Raw genomic sequence first — 24,678 nt, 5'->3', positions numbered from 1 at the left:
CTCTCCGGGATGCCCTGATCAGCGACGGAACCGGCTTTTTGTTCCATCCCTCAGCGCATCGCTGCGATTCATTCGACGCGGCGCGCGAATGGCGAAGTCAGGATCTGGTACAGGATGATGGCGCCAAAGGTTGCGGTGCCGATCCCGCCGATCGTGAAGGCGCCGAATTTGAGCGTGAGGTCGCCGGCGCCTGCGGTGAGCGCGACCGCCACGGTGATCAGGTTTGCCGGACTTGAGAAGTCGACCTTGTTCTCGACCCAGATCCGGCCGGCCATCGCGGCGATCAATCCGAACAGCACGATCGAGAGCCCACCGATGACAGGACCCGGGATCGACAAGATCAGCGCGCCGAATTTCGGCGAGAAGCCGAGCACGATCGACACCACCGCCGCGAAGGCAAACAGCAAGGTCGAATAGACCTTCGTGGCCGCCATGACGCCGATGTTTTCGGCATAGGTGGTAACCCCGGTGCCGCCGCCGCAGGCCGCCACGATGGTCGCGAGGCTGTCGGCGAGCAAGGCGCGGCCGAGATAGTCATCGAGGCTCCGGCCCGTCATGGCGCCGACGGCCTTGATGTGACCGAGGTTCTCGGCGACGAGAATGATCGCAACCGGCGCAATTAGGACGATCGCATCGGTCTGGAAGGTCGGCGTGGTAAAACTCGGCAGGCCGATCCACGGCGCAGCCGCAAGCGGGGTGAAATCTATCGGCTTGCCGAAGCCGAGGCCGTTCGCGAACAGCAGGTACAAGAGATAACCGCCAATCGCGCCGAGGATGATCGGCAGGCGGCGCCACAGGCCCCGTGCGCCCACGGCAACCACGCCAACGATCAGAACTGTCGCGAGCCCGATTGCTGTGTCGAACGCATTGGCGCTCACGGCCTTGACCGCCACGGGCGCGAGGTTGAGACCGATCGCGGCGACCACAGCGCCGGTGACGGCCGGCGGCAACAGCCTCTCGACCCAGCCAACCCCCGACCACATCACGATCAGCGCGATCACGCCGTAGAGGACGCCGGCCCCGACGATGCCGCCAAGCGCAACCGACAGGTTCGGGTTCGGCCCGTGCCCGGCATAGCCGGTGGCGGCGATGACGACCGCGATGAACGCGAAGCTCGAGCCGAGATAGCTCGGCACGCGCCCCGCGACGATGACGAAGAAGATCAGCGTGCCGATGCCGGAAAACAGCACCGCAACATTGGGATCGAACCCCATCAGCAGCGGCGCGATGATCGTCGAGCCCGACATTGCGACGCAATGCTGGAGACCGGACACGACGGTCTGGCCAAGCGGCAGCCGCTCCTCGGGCATGATCACGCCGGAGGACTTCAAAGTCCAAAGCGGGAAATAGCCTTGCGCTCGCTGTTCGGAGCCCGTTGCAATCGGCATGTTCCCCCCAGTTGCGGTGCAGCGACCGATCTTCGTGCGAACAGACAAAAATGTGATTGTCGCTTCTGCGGCGGCCATCACATGATGCAAATCAAACAAGATCAATACGTTCCGGGGCCTATTCTATGACACAGATTGCGATCCAGCCAGCCATCCACCGCCGGCACCAGCCCTGGTACAAGATCCTCTACATCCAGGTGCTGATCGCGATCGCGCTCGGGGTGCTCATCGGCTATTTCTATCCTGATCTCGGCAAGGCCCTGAAGCCGCTCGGCGACGGTTTCATCGCGCTGATCAAGATGATGATCGCGCCGGTGATCTTCTGCACGGTGGTGCACGGCATCTCCTCGATGGGCGACCTCAAGCGCGTTGGCCGGGTCGGGCTGAAGTCGCTGATCTATTTCGAGACGGTCTCGACCGTCGCGCTCGCGATCGGCCTTCTGGTCGGCGAGGTGCTCCAGCCCGGACACGGCTTCAACATCGATCCCGCCACGATCGACCCGAAATCGGTGGCGACCTACGTCACCAAGGCCAAGGAAGAAGGCATCGTCGCCCATCTGCTGGCGATCATCCCCGACAGCTATCTGGGCGCCATCGCACGTGGCGATCTGTTGCAGGTGCTGCTGATCTCGATCCTGTCGGGTTTCGCCATCGCCTTTCTCGGCAAGGCCGGCGAGCCCATCGCCGAGGCGATCGACAAGGCCGCAAAGATGTTCTTCGGCATCATCCGCATCATCGTGCGCGTCGCCCCGATCGGGGCGTTCGGCGCGATGGCCTTCACCGTCGGCGCCTACGGCCTTGGTTCGCTGCTCAACCTCGCCGCCCTGATCGGCACGTTCTATCTCACCAGCATGCTGTTCGTGCTGGTCGTGCTGGGGGCGATCGCAAGGCTCGCCGGCTTCTCGATCCTGCGCTTCATCGCCTACATCAAGGACGAGCTCCTGATCGTGCTCGGCACCTCGTCGTCGGAGACTGTGCTGCCGCAGATGATCCAGAAGATGGAGCATCTCGGCGCCTCGCGGTCGGTGGTCGGCCTCGTGATTCCGACCGGGTACAGCTTCAACCTCGACGGCACCAACATCTACATGACGCTGGCGACGCTGTTCCTGGCGCAGGCGACCAATACCCATCTGACCATCTGGCAGGAGCTCGGCATTCTCGGCATCGCCATGATCACCTCGAAGGGCGCCTCGGGCGTGACCGGGGCGGGCTTCATCACGCTCGCGGCAACGCTCTCGATCGTGCCCGACATCCCGATCCAGTCGATCGCGATCCTGGTCGGCATCGACAAGTTCATGAGCGAGTGCCGCGCGCTGACCAATCTGATCGGTAACGGCGTCGCCTGCGTCGTCATCAGCATCTCCGAAGGCGAGCTCGACCGCGACGCGCTGCACGAGGCCATGGCCCATCCGCTGGAGATGGGTGAGGCGCTTGAACCGGGCGGCAGCGCCGCCTCCTAGGCCGGACGCAGGTTTGGCGGCGTCCGGTTCCAACGCGGTAGTTTCCCGGAGTGGTAAATTGGCGCAACGCGAGTCACAACTGCTGCGTTGGGATCACGGATTGATACTCATCTTTTTCCACCCGACGCGCTGGGGGCAGGGCGTCGGGTTTTTGTTAATCAACGATGGGCAGCCGATTTAGCCGGCCAGTTCGACCCTGCGCGTGATCCCGATCGCCTGCAAGAACGCCTCGTCATGACTGACGACGAGCAGCGCGCCGTCATAGGCCCTCAGACCTGCTTCCACGGCTTCGATGGATTCAATGTCGAGATGATTGGTCGGCTCGTCGAGGATCAGCAGGGACGGCGGCGTCGCACCGCCCAGCACGCAGGCAAGGCCGGCGCGAAACATCTGCCCGCCGCTCAGGCGTCCGACTATCTGCAAGGCCGCATCGGCACGGAACATGAACCGGGCCAGCGCGGCATGGCATTCATTTGCACCCGCCTTCGGATGGAAGCGCCCAAAATTGTCCAGGATGGAGATCGCGGGATCGAGCAGACTGACCTTCTGATCGAACAGCGCAACATCCGGCTTGACCCGCACGGTGCCGGAGAGCTGATGCAACTCGCCGGCGACGAGTTTCAGCAGCGTCGTCTTGCCTGAGCCGTTGGGCCCGACGATTGCCACGCGCTCCGGACCGACGATCGCAAGCGATAGATCGCGCAAGACTTCCCTATCCGGCCCATAGCCGGCGCTGACGCGATCGAGCCAAACCACCTCCCTGCCCGTCGGCAGCCGGGTCGAGGGCAATTTCACCGACAGCGGCTGAAGAATCTCGATGCGTCGGCGCGCCGTATCGACGGCCTCGAGCGCATCCGCGCGCATCCGCTCGGCGATGTGCGCGTTCTTGCCGCCGGTGTCTTCACTACGGTCCTTGCGCGCGCCGGCCAGGATGCGCGGTATGTCGCCCTTGGCGCGCTTCTTCTTGCCCCCGCTGTCCTTGCGCGCTTTCCTCTCCGCGGCCTCCTGCGCTTTCCCGTCGATCTCGGACAGGCGCCTCTGGGCATGCGCGAGGTCGTGCCTGACAGCCGCAAGCGCAAGGGCTTTCTGCTCGCAATAACTGCTCCAATTGCCGCCGTATCGCGCGGCTCCGAGCGACGTCAGCTCGACGATCGCATCCATGGTTTCGAGCAGGTTCCGATCGTGGCTGACGACAATCGCCCCGCCGCGCCAGGAGGCAAGGAAATCGATCACCGCCTTGCGTCCCTCCCGATCGAGATTGTTGGTGGGCTCGTCGAGCAGCAGGAAGTCCGGCTCCGCGAAGATCAGCGCGGCGAGACGAACCCGCGTGACCTGCCCGCCCGACAGGCGGTCGAGCTCGATCTCCGGAGCGACGTCGAACCCGACACGCGCAAGGGCGGACGTAAGCCGTGTTTCGAGGGTCCAATCGACCTCGGAAACCTCCTCGGCCGAGGCGTCTCCGCGCTCGACACGGCGAAGAAGATCGAGCGCGGCTCGCGCACCGAACAGGTCGATCACCTTCGCGCCCGCAAGCGGCTGGACGTTCTGGCGTAGCAGACCAACTGTTCCGTTGATGGCAACGCGCCCCGACGGAGGAATGTGCTCGCGCGAAATCGACGCAAGCAGCGTCGTCTTCCCGACGCCGTTGCGACCGACGAGGCCGGTCCGCTCGGCTCGGAACGTCAGATCGATATTGGAGAAAAGACAGCGGCCGTCAGGTGTGGACAGCGACAGGTTGGACAGGATGATGGAAGCAGGCATGGAATTCCCCGTGAGCAAGGCAGGTCGGCTTTGCGGTCGGGGTAAAATCCATGGCTCTCGAATATCCTGTTTGAGGAGCTCTCTAACTAATCTCATCGAAGGGCGAGATCAAGGCGAGGCTCGCAGGGAAGGCGGCGCGCGGAGCGCTGACGTGCCCCGCTGGCCTGCGCGATCAGCCCTTGAGCGCGGTGACCACGACCTCGATCAGCGCGCTGCCGCCGAGATCGGCGACACCGACGGTGGCGCGGGTCGGCAGATTGTCGCCGAAGAACTCGGTCCAGACCGCGTCCATCTCCTTCTTCTTGGAAAGGTCCGTGACGAAGATCGAGGTGCTCACGACGCGCGACTTGTCGGTACCCGCTTCCTTCAGATAGCCGGCGATCTTGCCGAGGATGTTGCGGGTCTGCTCGCCCATCGACACCGAGGTGTCGTCGGCGATGGTGCCGCCAATGAAGACGAAGCCGTTGGCTTCGACGGCGCGGTGCATGATGGGCGTGCGGATGCTGCGGGTAATGCTCATGATGTCCTCTTTTGCTAGAGCGTGGGGGAATAGAAACGGTCGATGCCGAGTTCGCCGATGCGGGTCTGGGTGCCGCCGTTGACGATCAGCTCCGCCATGACGGCGCCCGCGCCGGGGCCGAGCTGGAAACCGTGCAGCGAGAAACCGAACTGGTGATAGAGGCCCTTGTGCCGGCTGCTCGGTCCAAACACGGGCAGATCGTCCTTGGTCTTGGCCTCGATGCCGGCCCAGGCGCGGACGATCGTCGCGCTGCGCATGACCGGGAACAGCTCGAACACGGTGCGGGCGCTGGTCGCGAGGCTCTTCCAGTCCAGCACCGTCTCGTTTCGATCCTGATAGGGCGTTGCCAGATGGCCGCCGCCGATCAGCACCGTGCCGTTCTTGAATTGCTTGAAGGAGAGCTTGCGGCCGCGCAGGATCACGACTGGATCGATGAAATGCGGCACGCGCGAGGTGATCATCAGCATCGGCGCCACGGTCTCGACCGGAACGGGCTCACCGAGCGCGGCTGCAATGGTCCCGGCCCAGGCGCCGGCGGCATTGACGAGCACCGGCGCGGCAAAGCTCTCGGCGCCGACATCGACATGCCAGAGACCATCGGTGTGCCGGATGTTCGTGGCGGCAATGCCCTCGCGAACGGTCGCACCGAGCTGCCCGGCCTTGCGCCGGAACGCCGTCGTCGCCTGCGCAGGATTGGCCGCACCGTCGCGGCGCGAGACCACGCCGCCGGGACAGCTCTCGGCGACTGCAGGCACGAGGCGCCGCAACTCGGCCGCATCGATCAGCTCCTCGTGGGTGAAGCCGAGCACGTTGAGCTCGGCCACACGTGCGCGGCAGACCGCGAGTTCCTCCTCGTTCTCGGCGACGAGGACCTGGCCATAGCTCTCAAAGCTGCAATCGTCGTCGAGGAGATCGGTGATCTTCTCCCACATTCCCATCGAGCGGATCGAAAGCGGGATTTCGGGGATGTGCCGCGCCAGCTGGCGCACGCCACCGGCGTTGACGCCGGAGGCGTGGCGGCCAGCATAGTCCTTCTCGATCAGCACCGGTTTCAGGCCGGCGAGACACAGATGCAGCGCAGTCGAGCACCCGTGGATGCCGCCGCCCACGACGATCGCATCCACGTTTTTCGTCATCCGCGCACCACCGCCTTGATGTCGTCTTCGCTCTTCGGAACCGCGGCAAGCTCGGCGAGCGTGATCGGCTTGACCGGCGCGCGCAGCCGGTAATAGCCAATCTCCTGCGGGCTCTTGCCCCGCGCCTGCGCCATCAGCTCGGTGACGGTGAGGCCACAGAGTCGGCCCTGGCACGGACCCATGCCGGTGCGGCGATAGGCCTTGAGCTGGTTCGGCCCGGTCGCGCCGATCGCGACGGCATCGAGAATATCCTTTGCCGTGACCTCCTCGCAGCGACAGACGATGGTGTCGCCCGCGGGAATGCGAAATTGCGGCACCGGCCGGAACAGCGTGTCGAGAAAAACGCGGCCACGTTCGGCCTTGGCGAGATCGGCGCGGAGGCTCGCCATCGGCGCAAGTTTTGTGGCAGCCGCAGGCGCCAACGCCTCCACCGCCGCGCGGGCCGCGATGCGGCCGCGCACCACGGCTGCACTCGCACCGCCGATGCCGGCGCCGTCGCCGGCAATCGCAATGCCGGCGACCGACGAATTGCCGCTGGCATCGAGCACCGGAGACCAGCACAATTGCAGATCATCCCAGCGATGCTCGATTCCGGCCGCCATCGCCAGATTGACGTTGGGCACGACGCCCTGGTGCAGCAACAAGAGATCCGCAAGGACGGTTTCGCGCTTGCCGCCGGCGACATAGTTCACGCTCGCGAGCTGGCCGTCGCCAGATGTCGCAAGCTCGGTGACGCCGGACACGACCTGCACCTTCGCCTTCACCTCGCGCATCATCGACAGGCCCTTGGCGAAATAAGGCGAGGTCAGGAAGGCAAAGGCGTGGGGGAGAGCCGCGAAATAATTGCCGCGCGCGGTGGTGTCGAGAATGCGATCGATGCGACCGCCGAGACGCAAGATCTGCGCGGCGAGCAGCCAGAGCAGCGGCCCCTGCCCTGCAATCACGGTACGGCCATCCGGCACCAGGGCCGATGATTTCAACATCGTTTGCGCGGCGCCCGCGGTCATCACGCCCGGCAGCGTCCAGCCGGGAATGGGGAACGGCCGCTCCAGTGCGCCAGTCGCGAGGATCACGCGCTTGGCCTTTACGAACGCGGACGCGCCGCCGACCGAGACGGCGATGTCGAGGTTGCGGTCGAGGCTCCAGACGGTGGCGCGGTGGATGACCTCGGCGTTGCCTGCGCGTAGCGCCCGCACGAGATCGGCGCCCACCCAATAGTCAGCGCCGAGCTGATCGCGCTCGGTCACCGGTGTCGAGGCGATGGCGCGGAACACCTGGCCGCCGGGCCCGATATTCTCGTCTAGCAGCAACGTCGACAGGCCGGCTTCGGCGGACGTCGCAGCAGCGGCGAGGCCGGCAGGCCCGGCCCCTATCACCACGACGTCGTATTCTTCGCGCTTGGGAGCCACAGTCATTTCCCGATCTCCCGCTTGCCCTTCTGAATCTCGATCTGCATGCCCTCGGTGACCGGCACCAGGCAACCCTGGCGGTTGCCGACGCCGTCGATGGTGACGAGGCAGTCGAAGCACACGCCCATCATGCAATAGGGCAAACGCAGCGCGCCGCTCACCGCGGTCGAACGGCGTGCATCGCAGCTCGAGGCCAGCAGCGCCGCAGAGACGGTGTCGCCCTGCCGCGCGGCGACGGCAACGCCATCGACGAAGATTTGCACCGGTGGCCGCTTGTCCTGCTCGGATCGTTTGAACATCCTGGCTCCTTCAATATCCCTAGTAGCCGCTGTTGTTCGCGGCACCGGCGGCGCCAAAACGGCTGGCCGAGAACGCGCCGACCAGCTCCGGCTCGAGCGCGCCCTGCTCGACCATCCGCGCGATCTCGAAAGCGTGGTTGGAGGCGAGCGTCACGCCGGAATGGCAGCAGGCGACGAAGGCGCCGGGATGCGTCTCCGACTGGTCGTAGATCGGAAAGCCGTCCTGCGGCATGACGCGGATGCCGGCCCAGCTCCTGACCACGTTGAGCCGCGACAGATGCGGAAACATGCGCTGGGCGCGATCGGTCATCACGGCGCTGATCGAATGCTTCATCGTACGATCGTCGAGCTCGTCTTCCTTGCTGTCACCGATCATCACCGTGCCTTCGTCGGTCTGCCGAATCGTGGTCAGCGGATGCGGCAGGAACGGCATGGTGCGCTCGGTCACCACGATCTGGCCACGGGTCGGGCCCATCGGGGCGTAGAGACCGACCATCGGCGCCAGCGTCTGGTTGGCATTGCCGGCGGCGAGCACGATCTTGGCGGCACGGAGCTCGCCCTGCGGCGTCGTCAGGCGGAATTCACCGCCGCTCTGGCTGATCGCCGAGACCGGACGCTCCGGAAGATAATCGATGCCGAAGGCCTTGAAGCCGGTGTGGAACGCACGAAACGTGCGCAGCGAATTGACGTGACCGTCGAGCGGACAATAACTGCCGCCCGAAACTTCAGGCCCAATCAGCGGCAGCGCCTTCTTCACCTCGGACGCCGGCAGCATCTCCATCTTGTAGTCGGCGGCGCCTGTCTGGTTGTGCATGCGCTTGACCAGCTCGGTGCGCTGACCGAATTCGTCCTCGCCGAGCGTGAGATGAAAGCCGCCATTCTGCTGAAGAGAGACATCGAGGCCAGTCTGCTGCTTCAACTCGGATGCGAGCCGGCCCCACGCCTGCGACGCCTGCACAGTCCACACCGTATAGGCCGGCATGCCGAGGCCCTTGCTCTGCACCCAGACCAGCGCAAAGTTGGCACGCGAGGCGCGCTTGGTGATGTCGCCTTCGTCGAGCACGGCGACGCGTCTGCCGAGCCGGCCGAGCCCCCAGGAGATGGCGGAGCCGAGCAATCCGCCGCCGACGACGGCGACGTCGTAATCTGTTCGCATGGATTCTCCTATCGCCCTGTATCGCCCTTGCCGGCGAGCACGCGGTCGAGCCCGTAGAAGCGGTCGAGCAGAATGAGGGCGGTCATGGTGATCGCGATCACGCAGGCCGAAACCGACGTCACCAGCGGATCGATGTTGTCCTGGATGTACAGAAACATGCGCACCGGCAGTGTTTCGGTGCCGGGTGCCGCGAGGAAGACGGTCATGGTGAGATCGTCGAAGGACTGGATGAAGGCGAGCGCCCAGCCGCTGATGACCCCGGGCAGGATCAACGGCAGCGTCACGCGGCGGAACAGCGTCCAGCCGCCGGCGCCGAGCGAGACCGCCGCCATCTCGACCGAGAGGTCCATGCCGGTCGCCGCCGCCAGCGTCAGCCGCAGCGCGAACGGAAACACGATGATGACATGCGCGATGATCAGCGCGGCGAAGCTGCCGCCGAGGCCGGCCGAGGTGAAGAAGCGCAGGAACGCGATGCCGAGCACGACATGCGGGATCATGAGCGGCGACAGGAACAGTGCCGCCAGTGCGTCTCGGCCGCGGAACCGATAGCGCGCGATCGCGAGCGCCGCAGGCACTGCGAACAGCAGCGCCACGAAGGAGGACAGTGCGCCAAGGCCAAGACTGACCCAGAAAGCATGGACGAATTCGGGATAGTTGGCGATCGCCCTGAACCAGCGCAGCGAAAAACCGTTTGTCGGCAGCGACAAGAAGCCTTCAGGCGTGAACGCGACGAGGCAGACGACGAGGATCGGCGCCACCATGACGATGACGAAGATGGTGTGGAAGATCAGCGCCAGCGGGCCATTCCGGCTCATCGGAACACCTCCGCGTAACGGCGCTCGATTAGTGCGTTGCTGCCGACGACGATCAAGACCAGCGCGGCCAGCAGCAGCGTGGCGACCGCCGCACCCAGCGGCCAGTTCAGCGTGTTGAGGAATTCGTCATAGGCGAGCGTCGCCGCCACCTTGAGTCGGCGGCCGCCAATGATGGCGGGCGTCGCAAACGCACTGGCCGAGAGCGAAAACACGATGATCGCCCCCGACAGCACGCCCGGCATGATCTGCGGCATGATGATGCGGCGGATGATGGTCACAGGGCCGGCGCCGAGCGACATCGCGGCATTCTCGATCTGCGGATCGAGACGCTGCAGCGCCGCCCACACCGACAGCACCATGAATGGCATCATCACATGCGCAAGCGCGATAACCATTCCGGTCTCGGTGAACATGAAGGGGATAGGCGCGCGGATCAACCCGACCGACATCAAGAGCTTGTTGACGAGGCCGTTATTGCCGCCGAACAGCAGCGCCCAGCCGAGCGTCCGCGCCACCACGGAAATCAACAGCGGCCCCAGGATGACCAGCAGGAAAACGCTCTTCCAGCGTCCGCCCATGCGGTTGAGGATGTAGGCTTCGGGCGCACCGAGCAGCGCGGTGAGCAGCGTGGTCAGGATCGCGATGCGAAACGTTCGCCCGAACATCTCGGCGTAATAGGGATCGGTGACGATCTCGTGCCAGTTCTTGAGGATGAAGACCGGCTCGATGCCCTTGTACTGGCCCCAGTCATGGAACGACAGCATCACGGTCATTGCCAGCGGAATCAGGAGCACGCCGACGAACAGCATCAAAGCGGGCGCGGTCAGCGCCCACGGCGTGCGTGCGTTTCGTTCCTCGGCGGAAGCGCTCATGCGACGCCTCTCACGCCCATGTCCTCCGGCCGCCAGGTGAGGTGAACTGCCTCGCCTTCGACCGGTTGCGACCGGCCGTCATTCTGGCGGATTACGGTCGCCGGGCCACATTCGCTGTCGCACTGGAACAGCCAGTGATTGCCTTGGAAGATGCGCGTGACGATCTTTGCGCTGAGGCCTGCGTCGCCAAAGTCGATCCGCTCGGGGCGAATGCTGATGGTGACGGGACCGCTGCGCCCGGCAGGCGCAGGCGCGCTCCACGAGCCGGCGATCAGTCGCGCAGGCGCACTGGTCCGATCGATCGTCGCGGCAAAGTCGTTGGTCTTGCCCAAAAACTGCGAGACGAAGGCCGAGGCCGGCTTCTCATAGGTCTCCTGCGGCGTGCCTATCTGCTCGATCCGGCCCTGGCTCATCACCACGATGCGGTCGGACAGCGACATCGCCTCGTTCTGGTCGTGGGTGACGAGGATCGTGGTGGTGCCGATGGTGCGCTGGATCTGGCGCAGCTCGATCTGCATCTCCTCGCGCAGCTTGGCGTCGAGATTGGATAGCGGCTCGTCGAGCAGCAATACGCTCGGCTTGATCACCAGCGCGCGCGCCAGCGCCACGCGCTGCTGCTGGCCGCCGGACATGCGGCGCGGATGGCGATCCTCGTAGCCGGCAAGCCCGACCATCGCGAGCGCAGCGCGGACGCGCTCGGTCCGTTCGCCGCGCGGCACATTGCGCATCTCGAGGCCGAAGGCGACATTCTCGGCCGCGGTCATGTGCGGAAACAGCGCGTAGCTCTGGAACACGATCCCAAGCCCGCGTTTGGCCGGATGGATCGCGGTCAGGTCCTTGCCTTCCAGCCGGATCGCGCCGCGGCTGGGATCGAGGAAGCCCGCAATCATTTGCAGGGTCGTTGTCTTGCCGCAGCCGGAGGGACCGAGGAAGGAGACAAACTCCCCCTTCCCCACCGCGAGACTGAAGTCGTCGACGACAGTCTGCGCGCCGAACTGTTTTGCGACCCGATCGAGCTCGAGATAAGCCATGACGCTGTCTCCGCCGCGAACGATCAGCGTTCGACCTCGCGATTCCAGCGCTTGGTCCATTCCTCACGCTTCTCGTTGATGACAGTCCAGTCCGGATTATAGAGCTTTGCCGCACGTTCGCCGATCGGCGCCATCTTGCCGAGCTCGGGCGGGATAACCAGCGATTTCAGCACCGGGCCGTAGCCGTAGTCCTTCAGCATCACGAGCTGGATCTTGGGTTCGAGCAGCATCTTGACGAAGCTGGACGCAAGCGGCGAGGCGTTCGGCTTGGTGATCGGACAGGCGGTGGTCAGCAGCGTCGCGGCGCCTTCCTTCGGGTAGACGAAGTCGACGGGGAAGCCGGTATTGGCGAAGCTCTGCACGCGGCCGGTGCCCCACACCGCGATTACAGCCTGGCCGGACTGGAACAGCTCGGTCATCTTGCCCGGCGACGGCTCATAGGCGAGCACGTTCGGATTGATCTGCTCCTTGAAGATCTTGAAGCCGGAATCGACGTTGGTTTCGCCGCCGCCGTTCATCTTCGACAGCATCACCAGCGCTTCGAGGCCATAGGTATTGTTGATCGGAGGGATCACGAGCTGCTTGGCGTATTTCGTGTCCTTTAGATCGTTCCAGGAGGTCGGCGGCGCCCAGCCCTTCTCCGCGAATACCTTGGTGTTGTACATCAGGCCGGTCGCGACGATGCCGATGGCGACCGCACGATCGTCCTTGAAGCGCGCGGTGTCGTAGAGATCGGCCGGCAAGCCATCGAGCTTGCCGCAGAAGCCGAGCTGGATCGCCTGGTACATCGGGCCGTCGTCGACGATGGCGACGTCGATCTGCTGGTTGCCCTTCTGCGCCTGGAGCTTGGCCAGCGTGTCGGTGGAGTTGCCGGCGACGTACTCGACCTTGACGCCGTTCTGCTTCTCGAAGGTCGGGATCACCTCGTCACGGATGGTCTTCTCGAACGAGCCGCCATAGCCGGCGACGTAGAGCGTCTTTTGCTGGGCCGTGGCGACCGACGGGGCGGCGATGAGGGCCGCGATGCTGACCGCTGTCAGAAGGCGAAGAGTCTTCATGTGGTCCGATCTCCATACCGGGATGAGGTGACGTGCCGACGAGTCTCGTTGGCTGAACCTTCCGCATTTCCTTCCGCGCAAAACCCCTCTCCAACAGGGCTCCGGCCCCTGCTCGACAGGTTTCGCGCGATCCGGAGGTTCGAACCCCTCCAATCTGCCGAAAAAGCGGGCCGTCTCCAGCTCTGATGAAAAAGATCGCAAACTCCGGCTTCCGTCGTCCAATGAATAATGGCACCCTCTGTATGCCTAAATGTTATGAATGGAATTCAGGATGGCGAGGATCAATTCGCGGCAGGTGGAAGCCTTCCGGGCGACGATGCTGACCGGAAGCGTGACGGAGGCGGCGGCGCTGATGAAAGTGACGCAGCCGGCGGTCAGCCGGTTGCTCCGCGACCTCCAGGCGCTGCTGAAGATGGAGCTGTTCGAGCGGCGCGGCACCGGCCTCGTGCCGACCGCTGCGGCCATGGCGCTCTACACCGAAGTCGAGCGCTCCTTCGTCGGCCTTGAACGGATCACGGCGGCAGCCGAGGAAATCCGGGGCCGCCGCACCGGCTCACTGCGGATCGCGGCACTTCCAGCATTGTCGAATGGCTATTTGCCGCGGCTCACCGGGCACTTCCTGAAGGAGCGTCCCAACCTCAACCTCGCTTTCTTCGGTGTGATCTCGCCGATCGTGGTCGATTGGGTGCTGAACAACCAATGCGACGTCGGCTTTGCCGAGGTGCCGATCGCGCATTCCGGCTTGCCGAGCCAGAAGCTGCCGGCGCCCGCGCGTGTGGCTGTACTGCCCACCGGTCACCGCCTCGCGGAAAAGGAAGTGCTGGAGCCCCGCGATTTCGAGGGCGAGACTTTCATTTCGCTGTCGGCGGGCTCGTCGAGCCGCCACCTCGTCGATCAGGTCTTCCATCGCCACGATGTCCGCCGCGTGCTCAGGGTCGAGACCACGCTCTCGGAGATCATGTGCGGCATGGTGTCGTCGGGGCTCGGGGTCGCGATCTGCGATCCCTTCACCGCGCAGGAATTTTCCACGCGCGGCGTCGTCGTCCGCCGCTTCCTGCCGCGCATCGACTTCGAATTCTCCGCCGTGTTTCCGGCGCAGCGCAGCCCCTCGCCGGTGGCGCTGGATCTGGTCGAGACCATGCGCAAGTCGCTCGCCGAATTCGACGAGGGAGCTCTCAGCCGTTGAACGCCGCCTGCGCCTCCGGCAGGTCCCAGATCTTGCCGATCGCAGCAGTCCCCGCCGCCGTGATCGCCGCCTCGTCAGCGCCGAGATAGCGGCCGGCATCGACCAGCATGCGGCCGTCGACCATGACCTGATCGATATTGGCGCGATTCGCGAGCGCGATCAGTGCGCGTCGCGGGTCGAACAGCGGCTGAAGATGCGGATGGGTGAGATCGACGATGGTGAGGTCGGCGGTCGCGCCCGGCTCGATCCGGCCGAGATCGGGCCGCTTGATGACATCGGCGGCGATTGCCGTGTTCGCCTCGATCAATTCGGGCGCGTTCGCGACGTCAGCCCGCGCCGAAGTGATCTTGGAGATCAGCGACGCCGCATTGAGCTCGCCGAGCAGGTCCATGTTGTAGCCGTCGGTGCCGACCACGGTGCGAACGCCGTGTTCCGCAAACCGGCTGAACGCGGCGGTGACGCCGGCGCGGGCGAATACGCGCGGGCAGTTGAGAACCGTCATGCCGCGCGCGGCCATCAGCTTGAGATCGTCGTCGGTGCTAAACATGCAGTGCGCCGCCATCAGATCGGGCGCCAGCAGGCCGAGCCAGTCGAGATATTGCGCCGGCGTGCGGCCGCCATAGCGCTTACCAATGGTTTCGACCTCGGCACGGCTCTGCGCCATATGCGTCGTGATGGGCACGCCAAGCTCGCGCGCCCGCGCGGCACAGGCCTTCAAGAGATCGGGCCCGCAGGTGTCGGTGGCATGCGGACTCATCGCAAGGCCGATGCGACCGTCGCCGCGATTGTTCCAGCGCTGGTAGAGTGCATCCCAGGTCGCCATGTCGGCTGTGCCGTCATCGCCGGAATAGTGCACCACGCCGTCGGGGCCGGCCTTGGCGTCCGACGTCGAGAACAGATAGGGCGCGCCATAGAAGCGGATGCCCATCTCTTCGGCGGCGTCGAACATCTCCGGGATCGAGTTCCGGAACGGCTCCATCACCGTGGTGGCGCCGCCCTTCAGGAGTTGGAGGATGCCGAGCCGCGCGACCGCCATGCGCTCTTCCGCCGACAAGATATCTGCACCGCGCTTGGTCAGCGGCAAGAGCACCGTGTAGACGATGCTCTGGTTGTTCTTGCGGCCATTGCCGTCCTCGGTGTGGCTGCGCGCCACCGCTTCCGAGAAGCAGTGATTGTGCAGGTTGAGGAGGCCCGGCAGAACGAAACGGCCGGGGCGGTCATGCACCTCGTCCGCGTGCGGCTTGTCGCGCGTGACCGCGGCGATCGTCTTTCCTTCGATCAGGACCCAGCGGTCGCGCAACACGTCCTGCGCGCCGTCCTTGCGAGACAGTACATAGCTGCCGAAAATTGCTGAGGTGCTCATGCGGGGCGTACGTTCCAGAAGACGGCGGTGCCGTCGAGAATGCCGGTGATAGCTTTGCGATAGGCGGTCGGCTGCTTGTACAGGCCGATCGGAATATAGGGGATTTCCTGAAACGCCACCGCCTGGATCTCGCGGCAGATGCGCTGCTGTTCCGCGAGCTCGGAGGCCGCGAGCCACTGGCTGCGCAAGGCTCCCATCTTCTCGCTCGCATACCAGCCGGCGACCTTGCCCTCGCCACGGATGTTGGTGTTGCCGGCCGGATTGAGCCAATCGATGCCCTGCCAGTTGCCGACCGCCGCGCTCCAGCCGCCCTGCGGAAGCGCATCCTTCTTGAGCTGGCGTTGCAGCACCACGGCGAAATCGAGCCCGGCATATTCGACGTTCATGCCGGCCTTGCGCAAGGAGTCGACGGCGATCTCGCCAAGCGGCTTCTGCGCCAGTGAGTTGGTGGGCACGAGCACCACGATCTTCTCGCCACTATACCCCGCGGCCTTGAGATCGGCCTTCACCTTGGCGTAGTCACGCGGGCCGCGGAAGACATCGAGGCCGACATCGCTGGCCATCGGGGTATTCGGCGCGAAATAGCCGATGGGGGAGACCTGGAAGTTCGGATCGGTCCCGGCGACCGCGGTCATGAAGGCGGATTGATCGATCGCCCCGAGGAGCGCGCGGCGAACGGCAGGATTGTCGAACGGCGGCTGTAGATGATTGAGGCGCAGCATGCAGGCATAGCCGCGAGGATCGAGGATGCGCGTCTCGATGTCGCCGGCAGCCTTGATGATCGGCAGCAGGTCGTGCGGCGTGGTCTCCTGCCAGTCCTGCTCGCCGGTCTGCAGCGCGGCGACGCCGGTGCCGGCATCGGGCGTGGTGGTCCAGACCACCCGATCGTAATGCACGATCTTCGGACCCGCGGTCCAATCCGGCTTGCCGTCGCTGCGCGGCTGATAGCGCTCGAACCTGGCATACGCGTTGCGCGCGCCCTGCACGCGCTCGGCGGCGAGATAGCGAAACGGGCCGCTGCCGATCACTTCGGTCAGCGGCTTGAACGGATCCTGGCTCGCCAGCCGCTCCGGCATCATGAAGCACGCGTTGATCGCGGCCTTGCCGAGCGCCTGCGGCAACAGCGGGAATGGACGCTTGAGGCGGAAGCGGATGGTGCGGTCGTCAGCGGCCGACAGCTCGTCCGTCGCCTTCATCAGCTCACCGCCAAAGCCGTCGCGCGCGGCCCAGCGGCGGATGCTGGCAACGCAGTCGCGGGCAAGCACGCGCTCGCCGTCGTGCCAGAACAGGCCGTCGCGCAAACTGAGGTCCCATTGCAGGCCGTCGCCGGAGACGACATGGCCCGACAGCATCTGCGGCGAGACTTGCAGGGAGGAGCTCATGCCATAGAGCGTGTCGTAGACCATGAAGCCATGGTTTCGCGACACCTGCGCCGTGGAATAGATGGGGTCGACGAAGGCGAGGTCGATGACGGGAATGAAGCGCAGCGTGGTCTGGGATTCGGCACGGACGATACCCGGGAATGACAGCGCCGGCACAGCGGCTGCGGCCTTGAGGAGCGAACGACGGGAGACGGGCATTGCGAGAGGCTCCTGAAGGATCTTACGTGTTCAGCAAGACCGCGCCGATCGCAGCGGCCACCGCCTGCTGCGCCGGCTCGACCACGGGCACACCGATGGCATCCGCAATCGCCGCGCGATGCGAGGCCATGCCGGCGCAGCCCATCACCACGACGTCGACACGGCATTGCGAGACAAGCGCGCGGCCGGCTTCAATCAACCGTCCCCGGATGTCCGCGCCTGCCGTCTCCGCCGCGCTCGCGCCGACCGACCAGCTTCCGGCATAGCGGCTGTCGACGCCCATGACCCGTGCCATCCGCTGCTGGCGGCGGATGCTCGACGGTGACAGCGCGATGATTCCGAAGCGCTCGCCGAGCATCAGCGCGCGAAAGATGCCGCACTCGGCGATGCCCATCACCGGGCGCCCGCCGGCCGCCTCGCGCACCGCATGCAGGCCGGGATCACTGAAGCAGGCGAGCACGAAGGCATCCGCATCGTCGCGCGACACCCGGTTGACCAGCGGCATCACAACGCTGTCGGCGTCGCGTTGCGAGCTGATGCCCGGCGGCCCCTCGGCAAGGCCGACGACCTCGATTTCGGGTCCGCCAGCGATGCGCAGCGGCGCGACGGCGTCATCGATCGCCGCCGTCACCGATGCGGAGGAGTTGGGGTTGATGACGAGGATGCGGGTCATGGCGTGGCTCAACTTTTGCCGGCCTCGTGGCGCAGGAAGTTGGCCGCGATCTTCTCACCGGTCGTGATCCAGACGTCCGGGCACGACTTTGCATAAGTCAGGAACTCACGCAGCAGGCGCAGCCGCATCGGTCGGCCGCTGCATTGCGGATGCAGGACGGTCGTCACCATCGCGCCCCAGTCTCTGGTTTCGTCGAGCTCGTCCTTCCAGATCGAAAGCACATGCTCCTTGGGAAAAATCGAGCGCGGACTGAAGCGCGCGGACAGGCCGTGCATCCAGTCGTCATAGCTTGCGGTCACCGGCAGTTCGATCGTGCCCGGCTTGCCGTCTGCGAGACGATGGCGATAGGGCCGCACGTCGTCGCGAAACGAGGAGGTGTAGACGAGGCCGTGGCGCACCAGCGCCACCCGCAGTTCCTCGGTGAACTCGCCGTAGGGCGCGCGGTAGCCGGTCGGCCTGACGCCAAGCCGGCGCTTGAGTGCCTCGAAGCCGCGCTCGAGCTCCTCCTCGATCCAGGGATCGCCGGGATCGGGAAGGAGATGGTGATAACCGTGGTGGCCGATCTCGTGACCGGCCTTGAGAATGGACTCGGCCATCGCCGGATGCGCGTCGACCGACCATCCCGTGACGAAGAAGGTCGCCTTGAGATCGAGCTGGTCGAGCAGCTCCAGCAGTTTCGGCGTGCCGACGCGCGCCTCATAGCCGCCATAGCTCATGGTGATGAGCCGCTGCGCGTGCACCGCGTCCTTGCTGGTCCAGGCGCTCTCCGCGTCCACGTCGAACGACAGGAACATCGCCGAATTGTACGGCCTCGGCCAGGGGTATTCCGGCGCAGGATCCGCGGTGTTGGCTGGGGTGAGCGGGATGCTCTGGAGTGCGTTACTGTCCAGCATTGAGGGTCGCCTTTTCGAGTGCGTTGTCGGTCAGTTTCCACTTGGCAAGCAGCGTACGATAAGTGCCGTCCGCGATCAGCGCGTCGACTGCCTCCAGCATGGCTTGCTGCAGCGCCTTTTCCTTGACCGGCAGAGCGATGCCAGTGAATTGCTGCGCGATGGGCTCGCCCACAGTCGCATAGGTGCCGGGCTCGAGGTCCATGATGTAGGGCAGCGTCTCGTTGCCCTGGGCGGCGGCATCGATGCGGCCCTGCCTGAGCTGGGTGCGGGCATCGGCCGAGCCGTCGGTCCCGACGAACTGGATCGGATTGGTGCCGCAATTCTTCTCGCTCCAGGCCGCGATCTGTGCCGGGAACATGGTGCGGCGGCTGGCGCCGACCTTCTTGCCACAGAGCGCGGCTGCGTCCTTGAACTCCGCCTTGCGCGACTGCTGCACGAAGAACTGCGGACCGCTGCGCAGATAATCGACGAAGGACGCGATTTCGTGCCGGCTGGCATAGTCGGTGAAGCCGGACAGGATGGCGTCCACCCGCCCGGTCGAGATCGACGGCATGAACTCGGCAAAGCTGGTCTCCTGCCATTCGATCTTGACGCCGAGCTTGCGGCCGATGGCCTCGCCGAGATCGATGTCGAAGCCTGACAACGCGTTGGTGGCGGGATCGCGGAACTCCATCGGCGGATAGTTCGGCACCAGCGCGACCTTGATGCTGCCGCGCTTGGCGATCTCCGCCGGCAGCTCGACTGCCATGACCGGAGCGCTCATGGCGCCAACGAGTGCCGCCGTAACCAGAAGTCTCTTCATCGATACGCCCCCATTCAGATCACTGCCGAAAGAAATGCTCTGGTACGTTCCTCGCGCGGCGCGCCCAAGACATCGGATGCGCGCCCCTGCTCGATGATCGCGCCCTGGTCCATGTAGACGACACGGTCGGCGACCTCGCGCGCGAAGCCGAGCTCGTGCGTCACGACCATCATGGTCATGCCGCTCCGCGCCAGCTCCTTCATGACCGCCAAGACCTCGCCGACGAGCTCGGGATCGAGCGCGCTGGTCGGCTCGTCGAACAGCATCAGCATCGGCTTCATGGCAAGCGCACGGGCAATCGCGACGCGCTGCTGCTGGCCGCCGGAGAGCTGGGCGGGATACCAGTCCGCTTTGGCCGACAATCCGACACGCCGCAGCAGCTCGATCGCCTCCGCACGCACCTCGTCGGATTTTCGACCCTGAACCTGGAGCGGACCTTCGGTGATGTTTTCGAGCGCGGTCTTGTGCGGAAACAAGTTGAAGCGCTGGAACACCATGCCCGTCTTCAGCCGCTGCCGCCCGATCTCGCGCTCGCTAAGCCGATGGAGCCGTCCGCCCTGCTCGCGCACGCCCAGGAGCTCGCCGTCGAGCCAGATGCCGCCGCTGTCGATCGCGGCGAGCTGGTTGATGCAGCGGAGCAGCGTGGTCTTGCCGGAGCCGGAGGCGCCGATCAGGCACATCACCTCGCGGGGCCGGATGTCGAGCGAGACATTCTTGAGAGCCTGAAACTCTCCAAAACTCTTGCTGACGGAGCGGATCGCGACGAGGGGTTTTGTCATCGCGCGAGCCGCAATGTGCCGCGCGCAAAACGGCGTTCGAGCAGCATCTGGAGCGGCGTCAGGACCGAGACGACGAGCAGGTACCAGAGCCCGGCCACGATCAGGAGCTCGATCACGCGAGAATTGGCGTAGTAGATGTTTTCCGCGTTGTGCAGCAGTTCCGGATACTGGATGACGCTGGCGAGCGAGGTCGCCTTCACCATGCCGATGAACTCGTTGCCGAGCGGCGGGATCACCACGCGCATCGCCTGCGGCAGGACGATCCGGCGCAGCGCACGCAAGCGTCCCATGCCGATCGCCTGCGCGGCCTCATATTGCCCGATATCGACCGACAGCATGCCGGCGCGCATCACTTCCGACGTATAGGCGCCCTGGTTGATGCCGAGCCCGAGCAGCGCGGCAAGGAACGGCGTCATGACGTCGACGGCGCGCGCGCTCCACAGGCCGGGAATGCCGATGGTCGGAAACACCAGCGCGAGATTGAACCACAGCAGCAGTTGCAGGATCAGCGGCGTGCCGCGGAACAGCCAGGTGTAGCCGGCGGCGACGGTCTTCAGCACCGGGTTGGGCGACAGCCGCATGATCGCGATGACGACGCCGAGGAAGATGCCGAGCGCCATCGCCAGCACCGCCATCACCATGGTGTTGACGATGCCTTCGAGAATGACCTTTGCCGTCAGGAAGCGGCTGACATAGGACCATTCGATCTGGCCGGCCGCAAACGCGCGCACGATCAATGCAAGTACAAGAACGATCAGCGCGGCGCTGAGCCAGCGAAACCAGTGCGGCTCGCGCGCGATCCGCATCCCCGACAGGTCAGGAAAACCCTCCGCGAGTGCCGGTGCCGTCTTCATTGCGACGCCGCGTTCAGCATGGGCTGGACGACCGCATTGGCGCCGAGACCCCATTTGTCGAGGACAGCCTTGTAGGAACCGTCGGCGATCATCGCCGCGAGCTTCTCCGTCACCGCCTCGCGAAGCACCGCATCGTCCTTGCGGAACATGATGCCCTGATATCCTTTGGCAAAGGGCTCGCCGATCACGCGGTATTTGCCGGGTTCCTGCGTCTGCGCATAAGGCAGCGTCTCGCTGCCCTGTACGGCGGCGTCGATGCGGCCCTGCTTGAGCTGGTTGCGGACGTCGATCGAGTTCTCGCCCGGCACGTACTGGATCACTGGCCTGCCGGCCGCCTCGCAATTCTGCTTGCTCCACTTCTCGATCTCGACCGGGAAGCTGGTGCTGCGGGTGGTCCCAACCTTCTTGCCGCAGAGATCGGTCGCAGCCTTGGCTTCGTTCTCCGCCATGACGAAGAACTGCGGGCCGGTCCCGAGATAATCGACGAAATCCGCGGTCTCGCGCCGCGAGGCGCGATCGGAGATGCCGGAGATGATGAAATCGGCGCGCTTGGTCTGAAGCGACGGGATCAATTCCGCGAACGGCGTCTCGCTCCAGACGATCTTCACGCCGAGGCGCTTGGCCAGTTCGTTTGCCAGATCGACGTCGAGCCCGACGAGCTCATTGGTCGCGGGATCGCGGTATTCCATCGGCGCGTAAGTGGAGTTGACCGTGAGCTTCAACGCGCCCGCTTGCTTGATCTCGGCTGGAAGCTCCGCCGCCTGCGCGGACGTCGCGGCCGCCAGCGCTGCGATGCCGAGGAAATACGAGAGGCGCGTCATATCGGCTCCTTTGCCAACGTTGTTGGAACGTCCTGTCAGTCTGCGTCGAGAACCGCGGGCTCGATGACGCCGGCGCGTTCGGTGATCACCCTGTATTGCTCCGGCCGCCGGTGCGCGGCGAAGTTGAACATCTTGTCCTTGCCCTGGCGGCAGAGGTCGAGATCGATGTCGGCGACGATCACCTCGTCGGTCAGCGTTGCGGCCTGCGCGACGATGCGGCCATTGGGATCGACGATGCAGGAGCCGCCGATCAGCCCGGAGCCGTCCTCCTCGCCCGCCTTCGCCACCGAGATCGCCCAGGTCGCGTTCATGTAGGCGTTGGCCTGCGTCACCAGCGTGGAGTGGAAGGTGCGCAAGGAGGCATCTTCCGTGCTGCCGCCATTGGGATCATAGGCCGCCGAATTGTAGCCGATGCAGACGAGCTCGACGCCCTGCAGGCCAAGCACGCGCCAGGATTCCGGCCAACGGCGATCGTTGCAGATCATCATACCCATGATGGCGTGGGCCCAGGCCGAGCCGGCGCGGAAGGCCGGAAAGCCGAGATCGCCATAGTCGAAATAGCGTTTCTCGAGCTGCTGGTAGCGCGCACCTTGCCGCGGCTCGACCGAGCCCGGCAGGTGCACCTTGCGATAACGGCCGAGCAGCTCGCCGTCGCGATCGACCAGGACGGCGCAATTGTAGCGGCGTCCATCCGGCGTCAGCTCGGCATAGCCGACATAGAAGCCGACGCGCAGCGCACGTGCACGGTCGAACAAGGCGGCGACGTTCGGGTTCGGCATGCCGCGTTCGAAATAATGGTCGAGCGCCTCGCCTTCGAGCAACCAGCGCGGAAAGAACGTGGTGAAGGCAAGCTCGGGAAACACCACGAGGCTGGCGCCGCGGCCGGCCGCCTCCTCCAGCAGCGCAAGCATCCGCGACAGCGTGTGCTCGCGCGTATCGGCTTTTTGCGTCGGCCCCATCTGTGCGGCGGCGGCGCGAAGGACACGAACCAAGATTGCCTCCAATCTGTGCGCAGTGGCGCCTCAATGGGCGAATGAACCCTTTGATGCGACGTGCAAATCCGCTGCCATTACGCGGAAGCGGGGCTGCAAAATCAATTCGTTCTGCTATGATGTTTTGGCCCAGAGTATAATCGGCAGTGATATGAACCTGCGCCAGCTCGAGATTCTCCGCGCCGTCATCCGCCACCGCACCACGGTTGCGGCCGCCGACGAACTGGCGTTGTCGCAGCCTGCCGTGAGCAACGCGCTGAAGACGATGGAGGCGCAGGCAGGTTTTGCGCTGTTCGAACGCGTCAACAACCGGCTGTTTCCGACCACGGAAGCGATGGCGCTCTACAAGGAGAGCGAGGCGATCTTCGCGCTGCACGCAAAGCTCGAGAGCCGCGTGCGCGATCTGCGCGAGAACCGCTCCGGGCATCTCGCGCTGGTCGCGACGCCGCCGCTCGCCTACAGCATCATCCCCTCGGCGCTGTCAGGTTTCCTGCGCCGTCGCCCGGAGACACGGGTGTTCTTCGACGTGCGGCGCTATGAGGGAATCATCGAAGGCGTGCTCAACCGCGTCGCCGAGCTCGGCTTCGCGCTCGGGCTGACACATCATCCAGGCATCGCCCACGAGGTGGTGCACACCGGCGAGATGGTGTGCGTGCTGCCGCCGCAGCACCCGCTCGCCGACCGGCCTGTGATCTCGGCAGCTGACCTGTCCGGCCTGCCCTTCATCGGGCTCGAGCGCGGCACACGGCTCGGCGAGGCCGTGCGTGACAGTTTCGCCCGTGCCGGCGCGCCGTTCCGGCCGACCGTCGAGGTGCGCTACTGCAACACGGCCTGCGTGCTCGCCGCCGCCGGCGTCGGCGCCGCGGTGGTCGATCCCTTCTCGCCGCGGCAGAACGGCGGGACCGGCCTCGTCGTGCGGCCGTTCGCGCCGACAACGCACGCGGTGGCCTATATGCTATGGTCGGAAGCAGAGCCGCTGTCGCGCCTGGCCAAGGCGTTTCTCAACGAGGTCCGGAAAGAGAGTGCGCTGCTGGAGCCCACAGCGCCACACCAGCAACATGGGGCAGGAAGCGACTGAGCTTGACCTTTACCGGAGGGCACATGGCACGCATCACCATCATCGAGACCGGGCAGGTCCCACAAAAATATCGCGAGCGCCACGGTTCATTCCCGGACATGTTCGAGCGCATGGTCCGCGCCGAGGATCCGACAGCCACGGTCGAGATCGTCAGCATCCCGAACGGCGATGCGCTTCCGGATCCGCGCAATTTGGAGGCGGTGCTGATCACCGGCGCGGCTGCCGGCGTCTATGACGGGCTCGACTGGATCGCGCCGCTGGAAGATTTCGTGCGCACCGCCTACGCCAGCAGGACACCGATGGTCGGCATCTGCTTCGGTCATCAGTTGATCGCACAGGCGCTCGGCGGCACCGTGCGCAAATCGGAGAAGGGCTGGGGCATCGGCCGGCACGTCTATCAGGTGCTGCCGGACAACGGCGTCGTCGACGGCGAAGCGGTCGCCATCGCCTGCTCGCATCAGGACCAGGTGATCGAGCCGCCGAACGATGCGCTGACCATCCTCTCCTCCGACTTCACCCCGCATGCCGGCCTGCTCTACGCCAACGGCGCGACGCTCACCCTGCAGCCGCACCCGGAGTTCGACTTGGGGTTTGCGCAAGTGTGCTGCGAGCTGCGCGACGGCAAGGCGCCGGACGCGGTCGTCGCCACCGCGAGGGAGTCGCTGGCGAAGCCGATGGACCACGCCAAGCTTGGTGGGGCGATTACGAGGTTTCTGGCACGCAAATCCATCCCCTCATCCTGAGGAGCGCGC

The 24,678-nt window shown here is 65.2% G+C and carries 24 protein-coding genes; 4 read left to right on the top strand and 20 right to left on the bottom strand.

The window, feature by feature from the left end; translation table 11 throughout:
- Positions 1 to 68: 68 nt before the first annotated feature.
- On the bottom strand, positions 69 to 1,388 hold the full coding sequence (locus N551_RS0131480) for a solute carrier family 23 protein (RefSeq protein WP_027570307.1): 1,320 nt from the start codon (positions 1,386 to 1,388) through the stop codon (positions 69 to 71).
- A 125-nt stretch (positions 1,389 to 1,513) separates the two neighbouring features.
- Here N551_RS0131480 and N551_RS0131475 point away from each other — a divergent pair, with 125 nt between their 5' ends.
- On the top strand, positions 1,514 to 2,848 hold the full coding sequence (locus N551_RS0131475) for a dicarboxylate/amino acid:cation symporter (protein ID WP_027570306.1): 1,335 nt from the start codon (positions 1,514 to 1,516) through the stop codon (positions 2,846 to 2,848).
- 177 nt (positions 2,849 to 3,025) lie between these two features.
- On the opposite strand, the gene N551_RS0131470 is transcribed toward N551_RS0131475, so the two are convergent.
- From N551_RS0131470 to N551_RS0131425, 10 genes are all read right to left on the bottom strand, one after another.
- Positions 3,026 to 4,609: an ABC-F family ATP-binding cassette domain-containing protein gene (locus tag N551_RS0131470; RefSeq protein ID WP_027570305.1), complete on the bottom strand. Its 1,584-nt coding sequence runs from the start codon at positions 4,607 to 4,609 to the stop codon at positions 3,026 to 3,028.
- Between the two features lie 172 nt (positions 4,610 to 4,781).
- Positions 4,782 to 5,129 (bottom strand): RidA family protein, encoded by a 348-nt coding sequence (locus tag N551_RS0131465; protein ID WP_007596366.1) that lies wholly within the window; start codon positions 5,127 to 5,129, stop codon positions 4,782 to 4,784.
- Positions 5,130 to 5,143: 14 nt separating this feature from the next.
- Entirely contained in the window at positions 5,144 to 6,265 is a 1,122-nt protein-coding gene (locus N551_RS0131460; RefSeq protein ID WP_027570304.1) for an FAD-binding oxidoreductase, read from the bottom strand.
- Positions 6,262 to 7,680: an NAD(P)/FAD-dependent oxidoreductase gene (locus tag N551_RS0131455; RefSeq protein WP_027570303.1), complete on the bottom strand. Its 1,419-nt coding sequence runs from the start codon at positions 7,678 to 7,680 to the stop codon at positions 6,262 to 6,264. The genes N551_RS0131460 and N551_RS0131455 overlap by 4 nt, the downstream gene beginning before the upstream one ends.
- Entirely contained in the window at positions 7,677 to 7,973 is a 297-nt protein-coding gene (locus N551_RS0131450) for a (2Fe-2S)-binding protein (protein WP_027570302.1), read from the bottom strand. The genes N551_RS0131455 and N551_RS0131450 overlap by 4 nt, the downstream gene beginning before the upstream one ends.
- Before the next feature lie 19 nt (positions 7,974 to 7,992).
- Positions 7,993 to 9,129, bottom strand: a complete 1,137-nt coding sequence (locus N551_RS0131445) for an FAD-binding oxidoreductase (RefSeq protein WP_027570301.1) — start codon at positions 9,127 to 9,129, stop codon at positions 7,993 to 7,995.
- 8 nt (positions 9,130 to 9,137) lie between these two features.
- Complete coding sequence (locus tag N551_RS0131440; protein WP_027570300.1) at positions 9,138 to 9,944, bottom strand: ABC transporter permease; 807 nt, start codon at positions 9,942 to 9,944, stop codon at positions 9,138 to 9,140.
- The gene (locus tag N551_RS0131435) at positions 9,941 to 10,816 is read right to left on the bottom strand and encodes an ABC transporter permease (RefSeq protein WP_027570299.1); all 876 of its coding nucleotides are present in this window, start codon (positions 10,814 to 10,816) and stop codon (positions 9,941 to 9,943) included. The genes N551_RS0131440 and N551_RS0131435 overlap by 4 nt, the downstream gene beginning before the upstream one ends.
- Entirely contained in the window at positions 10,813 to 11,847 is a 1,035-nt protein-coding gene (locus N551_RS0131430; protein ID WP_027570298.1) for an ABC transporter ATP-binding protein, read from the bottom strand. The genes N551_RS0131435 and N551_RS0131430 overlap by 4 nt, the downstream gene beginning before the upstream one ends.
- Positions 11,848 to 11,870: 23 nt before the next feature.
- On the bottom strand, positions 11,871 to 12,905 hold the full coding sequence (locus tag N551_RS0131425) for an ABC transporter substrate-binding protein (RefSeq protein ID WP_027570297.1): 1,035 nt from the start codon (positions 12,903 to 12,905) through the stop codon (positions 11,871 to 11,873).
- A gap of 271 nt (positions 12,906 to 13,176) precedes the next feature.
- Between N551_RS0131425 and N551_RS0131420 the strand changes: the two genes are divergently transcribed.
- Entirely contained in the window at positions 13,177 to 14,091 is a 915-nt protein-coding gene (locus N551_RS0131420; protein ID WP_027570296.1) for a LysR substrate-binding domain-containing protein, read from the top strand.
- Here the strand turns inward: N551_RS0131420 and N551_RS0131415 are convergent.
- Genes N551_RS0131415 through N551_RS0131375 form a run of 9 tightly spaced genes read right to left on the bottom strand, consistent with a single transcriptional unit; the run spans position 14,081 to position 22,848 of the window.
- Positions 14,081 to 15,454: an amidohydrolase family protein gene (locus tag N551_RS0131415; RefSeq protein WP_027570295.1), complete on the bottom strand. Its 1,374-nt coding sequence runs from the start codon at positions 15,452 to 15,454 to the stop codon at positions 14,081 to 14,083. The genes N551_RS0131420 and N551_RS0131415 overlap by 11 nt on opposite strands.
- Positions 15,451 to 17,034, bottom strand: coding sequence for an ABC transporter substrate-binding protein (locus tag N551_RS0131410; RefSeq protein ID WP_027570294.1), 1,584 nt, complete (start codon positions 17,032 to 17,034; stop codon positions 15,451 to 15,453). The genes N551_RS0131415 and N551_RS0131410 overlap by 4 nt, the downstream gene beginning before the upstream one ends.
- Positions 17,035 to 17,056: 22 nt before the next feature.
- Positions 17,057 to 17,707, bottom strand: a complete 651-nt coding sequence (locus N551_RS0131405) for an aspartate/glutamate racemase family protein (RefSeq protein WP_027570293.1) — start codon at positions 17,705 to 17,707, stop codon at positions 17,057 to 17,059.
- Positions 17,708 to 17,715: 8 nt separating this feature from the next.
- Positions 17,716 to 18,600, bottom strand: a complete 885-nt coding sequence (locus N551_RS0131400) for a polysaccharide deacetylase (RefSeq protein ID WP_027570292.1) — start codon at positions 18,598 to 18,600, stop codon at positions 17,716 to 17,718.
- Positions 18,587 to 19,402 carry an ABC transporter substrate-binding protein gene (locus N551_RS0131395; RefSeq protein ID WP_027570291.1) on the bottom strand — a complete coding sequence of 272 codons (816 nt, stop codon included), beginning with the start codon at positions 19,400 to 19,402 and terminating at the stop codon, positions 18,587 to 18,589. Before N551_RS0131395 ends, N551_RS0131400 begins: the two co-directional genes overlap by 14 nt.
- 14 nt (positions 19,403 to 19,416) lie before the next feature.
- Positions 19,417 to 20,181 carry an amino acid ABC transporter ATP-binding protein gene (locus N551_RS0131390; RefSeq protein WP_027570290.1) on the bottom strand — a complete coding sequence of 255 codons (765 nt, stop codon included), beginning with the start codon at positions 20,179 to 20,181 and terminating at the stop codon, positions 19,417 to 19,419.
- Positions 20,178 to 21,035 carry an amino acid ABC transporter permease gene (locus N551_RS0131385; RefSeq protein ID WP_027570289.1) on the bottom strand — a complete coding sequence of 286 codons (858 nt, stop codon included), beginning with the start codon at positions 21,033 to 21,035 and terminating at the stop codon, positions 20,178 to 20,180. The genes N551_RS0131390 and N551_RS0131385 overlap by 4 nt, the downstream gene beginning before the upstream one ends.
- Complete coding sequence (locus N551_RS0131380; protein WP_027570288.1) at positions 21,032 to 21,856, bottom strand: ABC transporter substrate-binding protein; 825 nt, start codon at positions 21,854 to 21,856, stop codon at positions 21,032 to 21,034. Before N551_RS0131380 ends, N551_RS0131385 begins: the two co-directional genes overlap by 4 nt.
- 35 nt (positions 21,857 to 21,891) lie before the next feature.
- Positions 21,892 to 22,848 carry an N-carbamoyl-D-amino-acid hydrolase gene (locus N551_RS0131375; RefSeq protein ID WP_081747991.1) on the bottom strand — a complete coding sequence of 319 codons (957 nt, stop codon included), beginning with the start codon at positions 22,846 to 22,848 and terminating at the stop codon, positions 21,892 to 21,894.
- A 151-nt stretch (positions 22,849 to 22,999) separates the two neighbouring features.
- Between N551_RS0131375 and N551_RS0131370 the strand changes: the two genes are divergently transcribed.
- Complete coding sequence (locus N551_RS0131370; RefSeq protein ID WP_027570286.1) at positions 23,000 to 23,926, top strand: LysR family transcriptional regulator; 927 nt, start codon at positions 23,000 to 23,002, stop codon at positions 23,924 to 23,926.
- Between the two features lie 23 nt (positions 23,927 to 23,949).
- Positions 23,950 to 24,669 carry a type 1 glutamine amidotransferase gene (locus tag N551_RS0131365; RefSeq protein ID WP_027570285.1) on the top strand — a complete coding sequence of 240 codons (720 nt, stop codon included), beginning with the start codon at positions 23,950 to 23,952 and terminating at the stop codon, positions 24,667 to 24,669.
- Positions 24,670 to 24,678: the final 9 nt, after the last annotated feature.

Origin of the sequence: Bradyrhizobium sp. URHA0013 (genome assembly GCF_000518345.1) — a bacterium.
GTDB lineage: Bacteria > Pseudomonadota > Alphaproteobacteria > Rhizobiales > Xanthobacteraceae > Bradyrhizobium.
The sequence above is the reverse complement of the archived record's forward strand: the minus strand, read 5'-3'. Positions and strand labels throughout refer to the sequence as shown.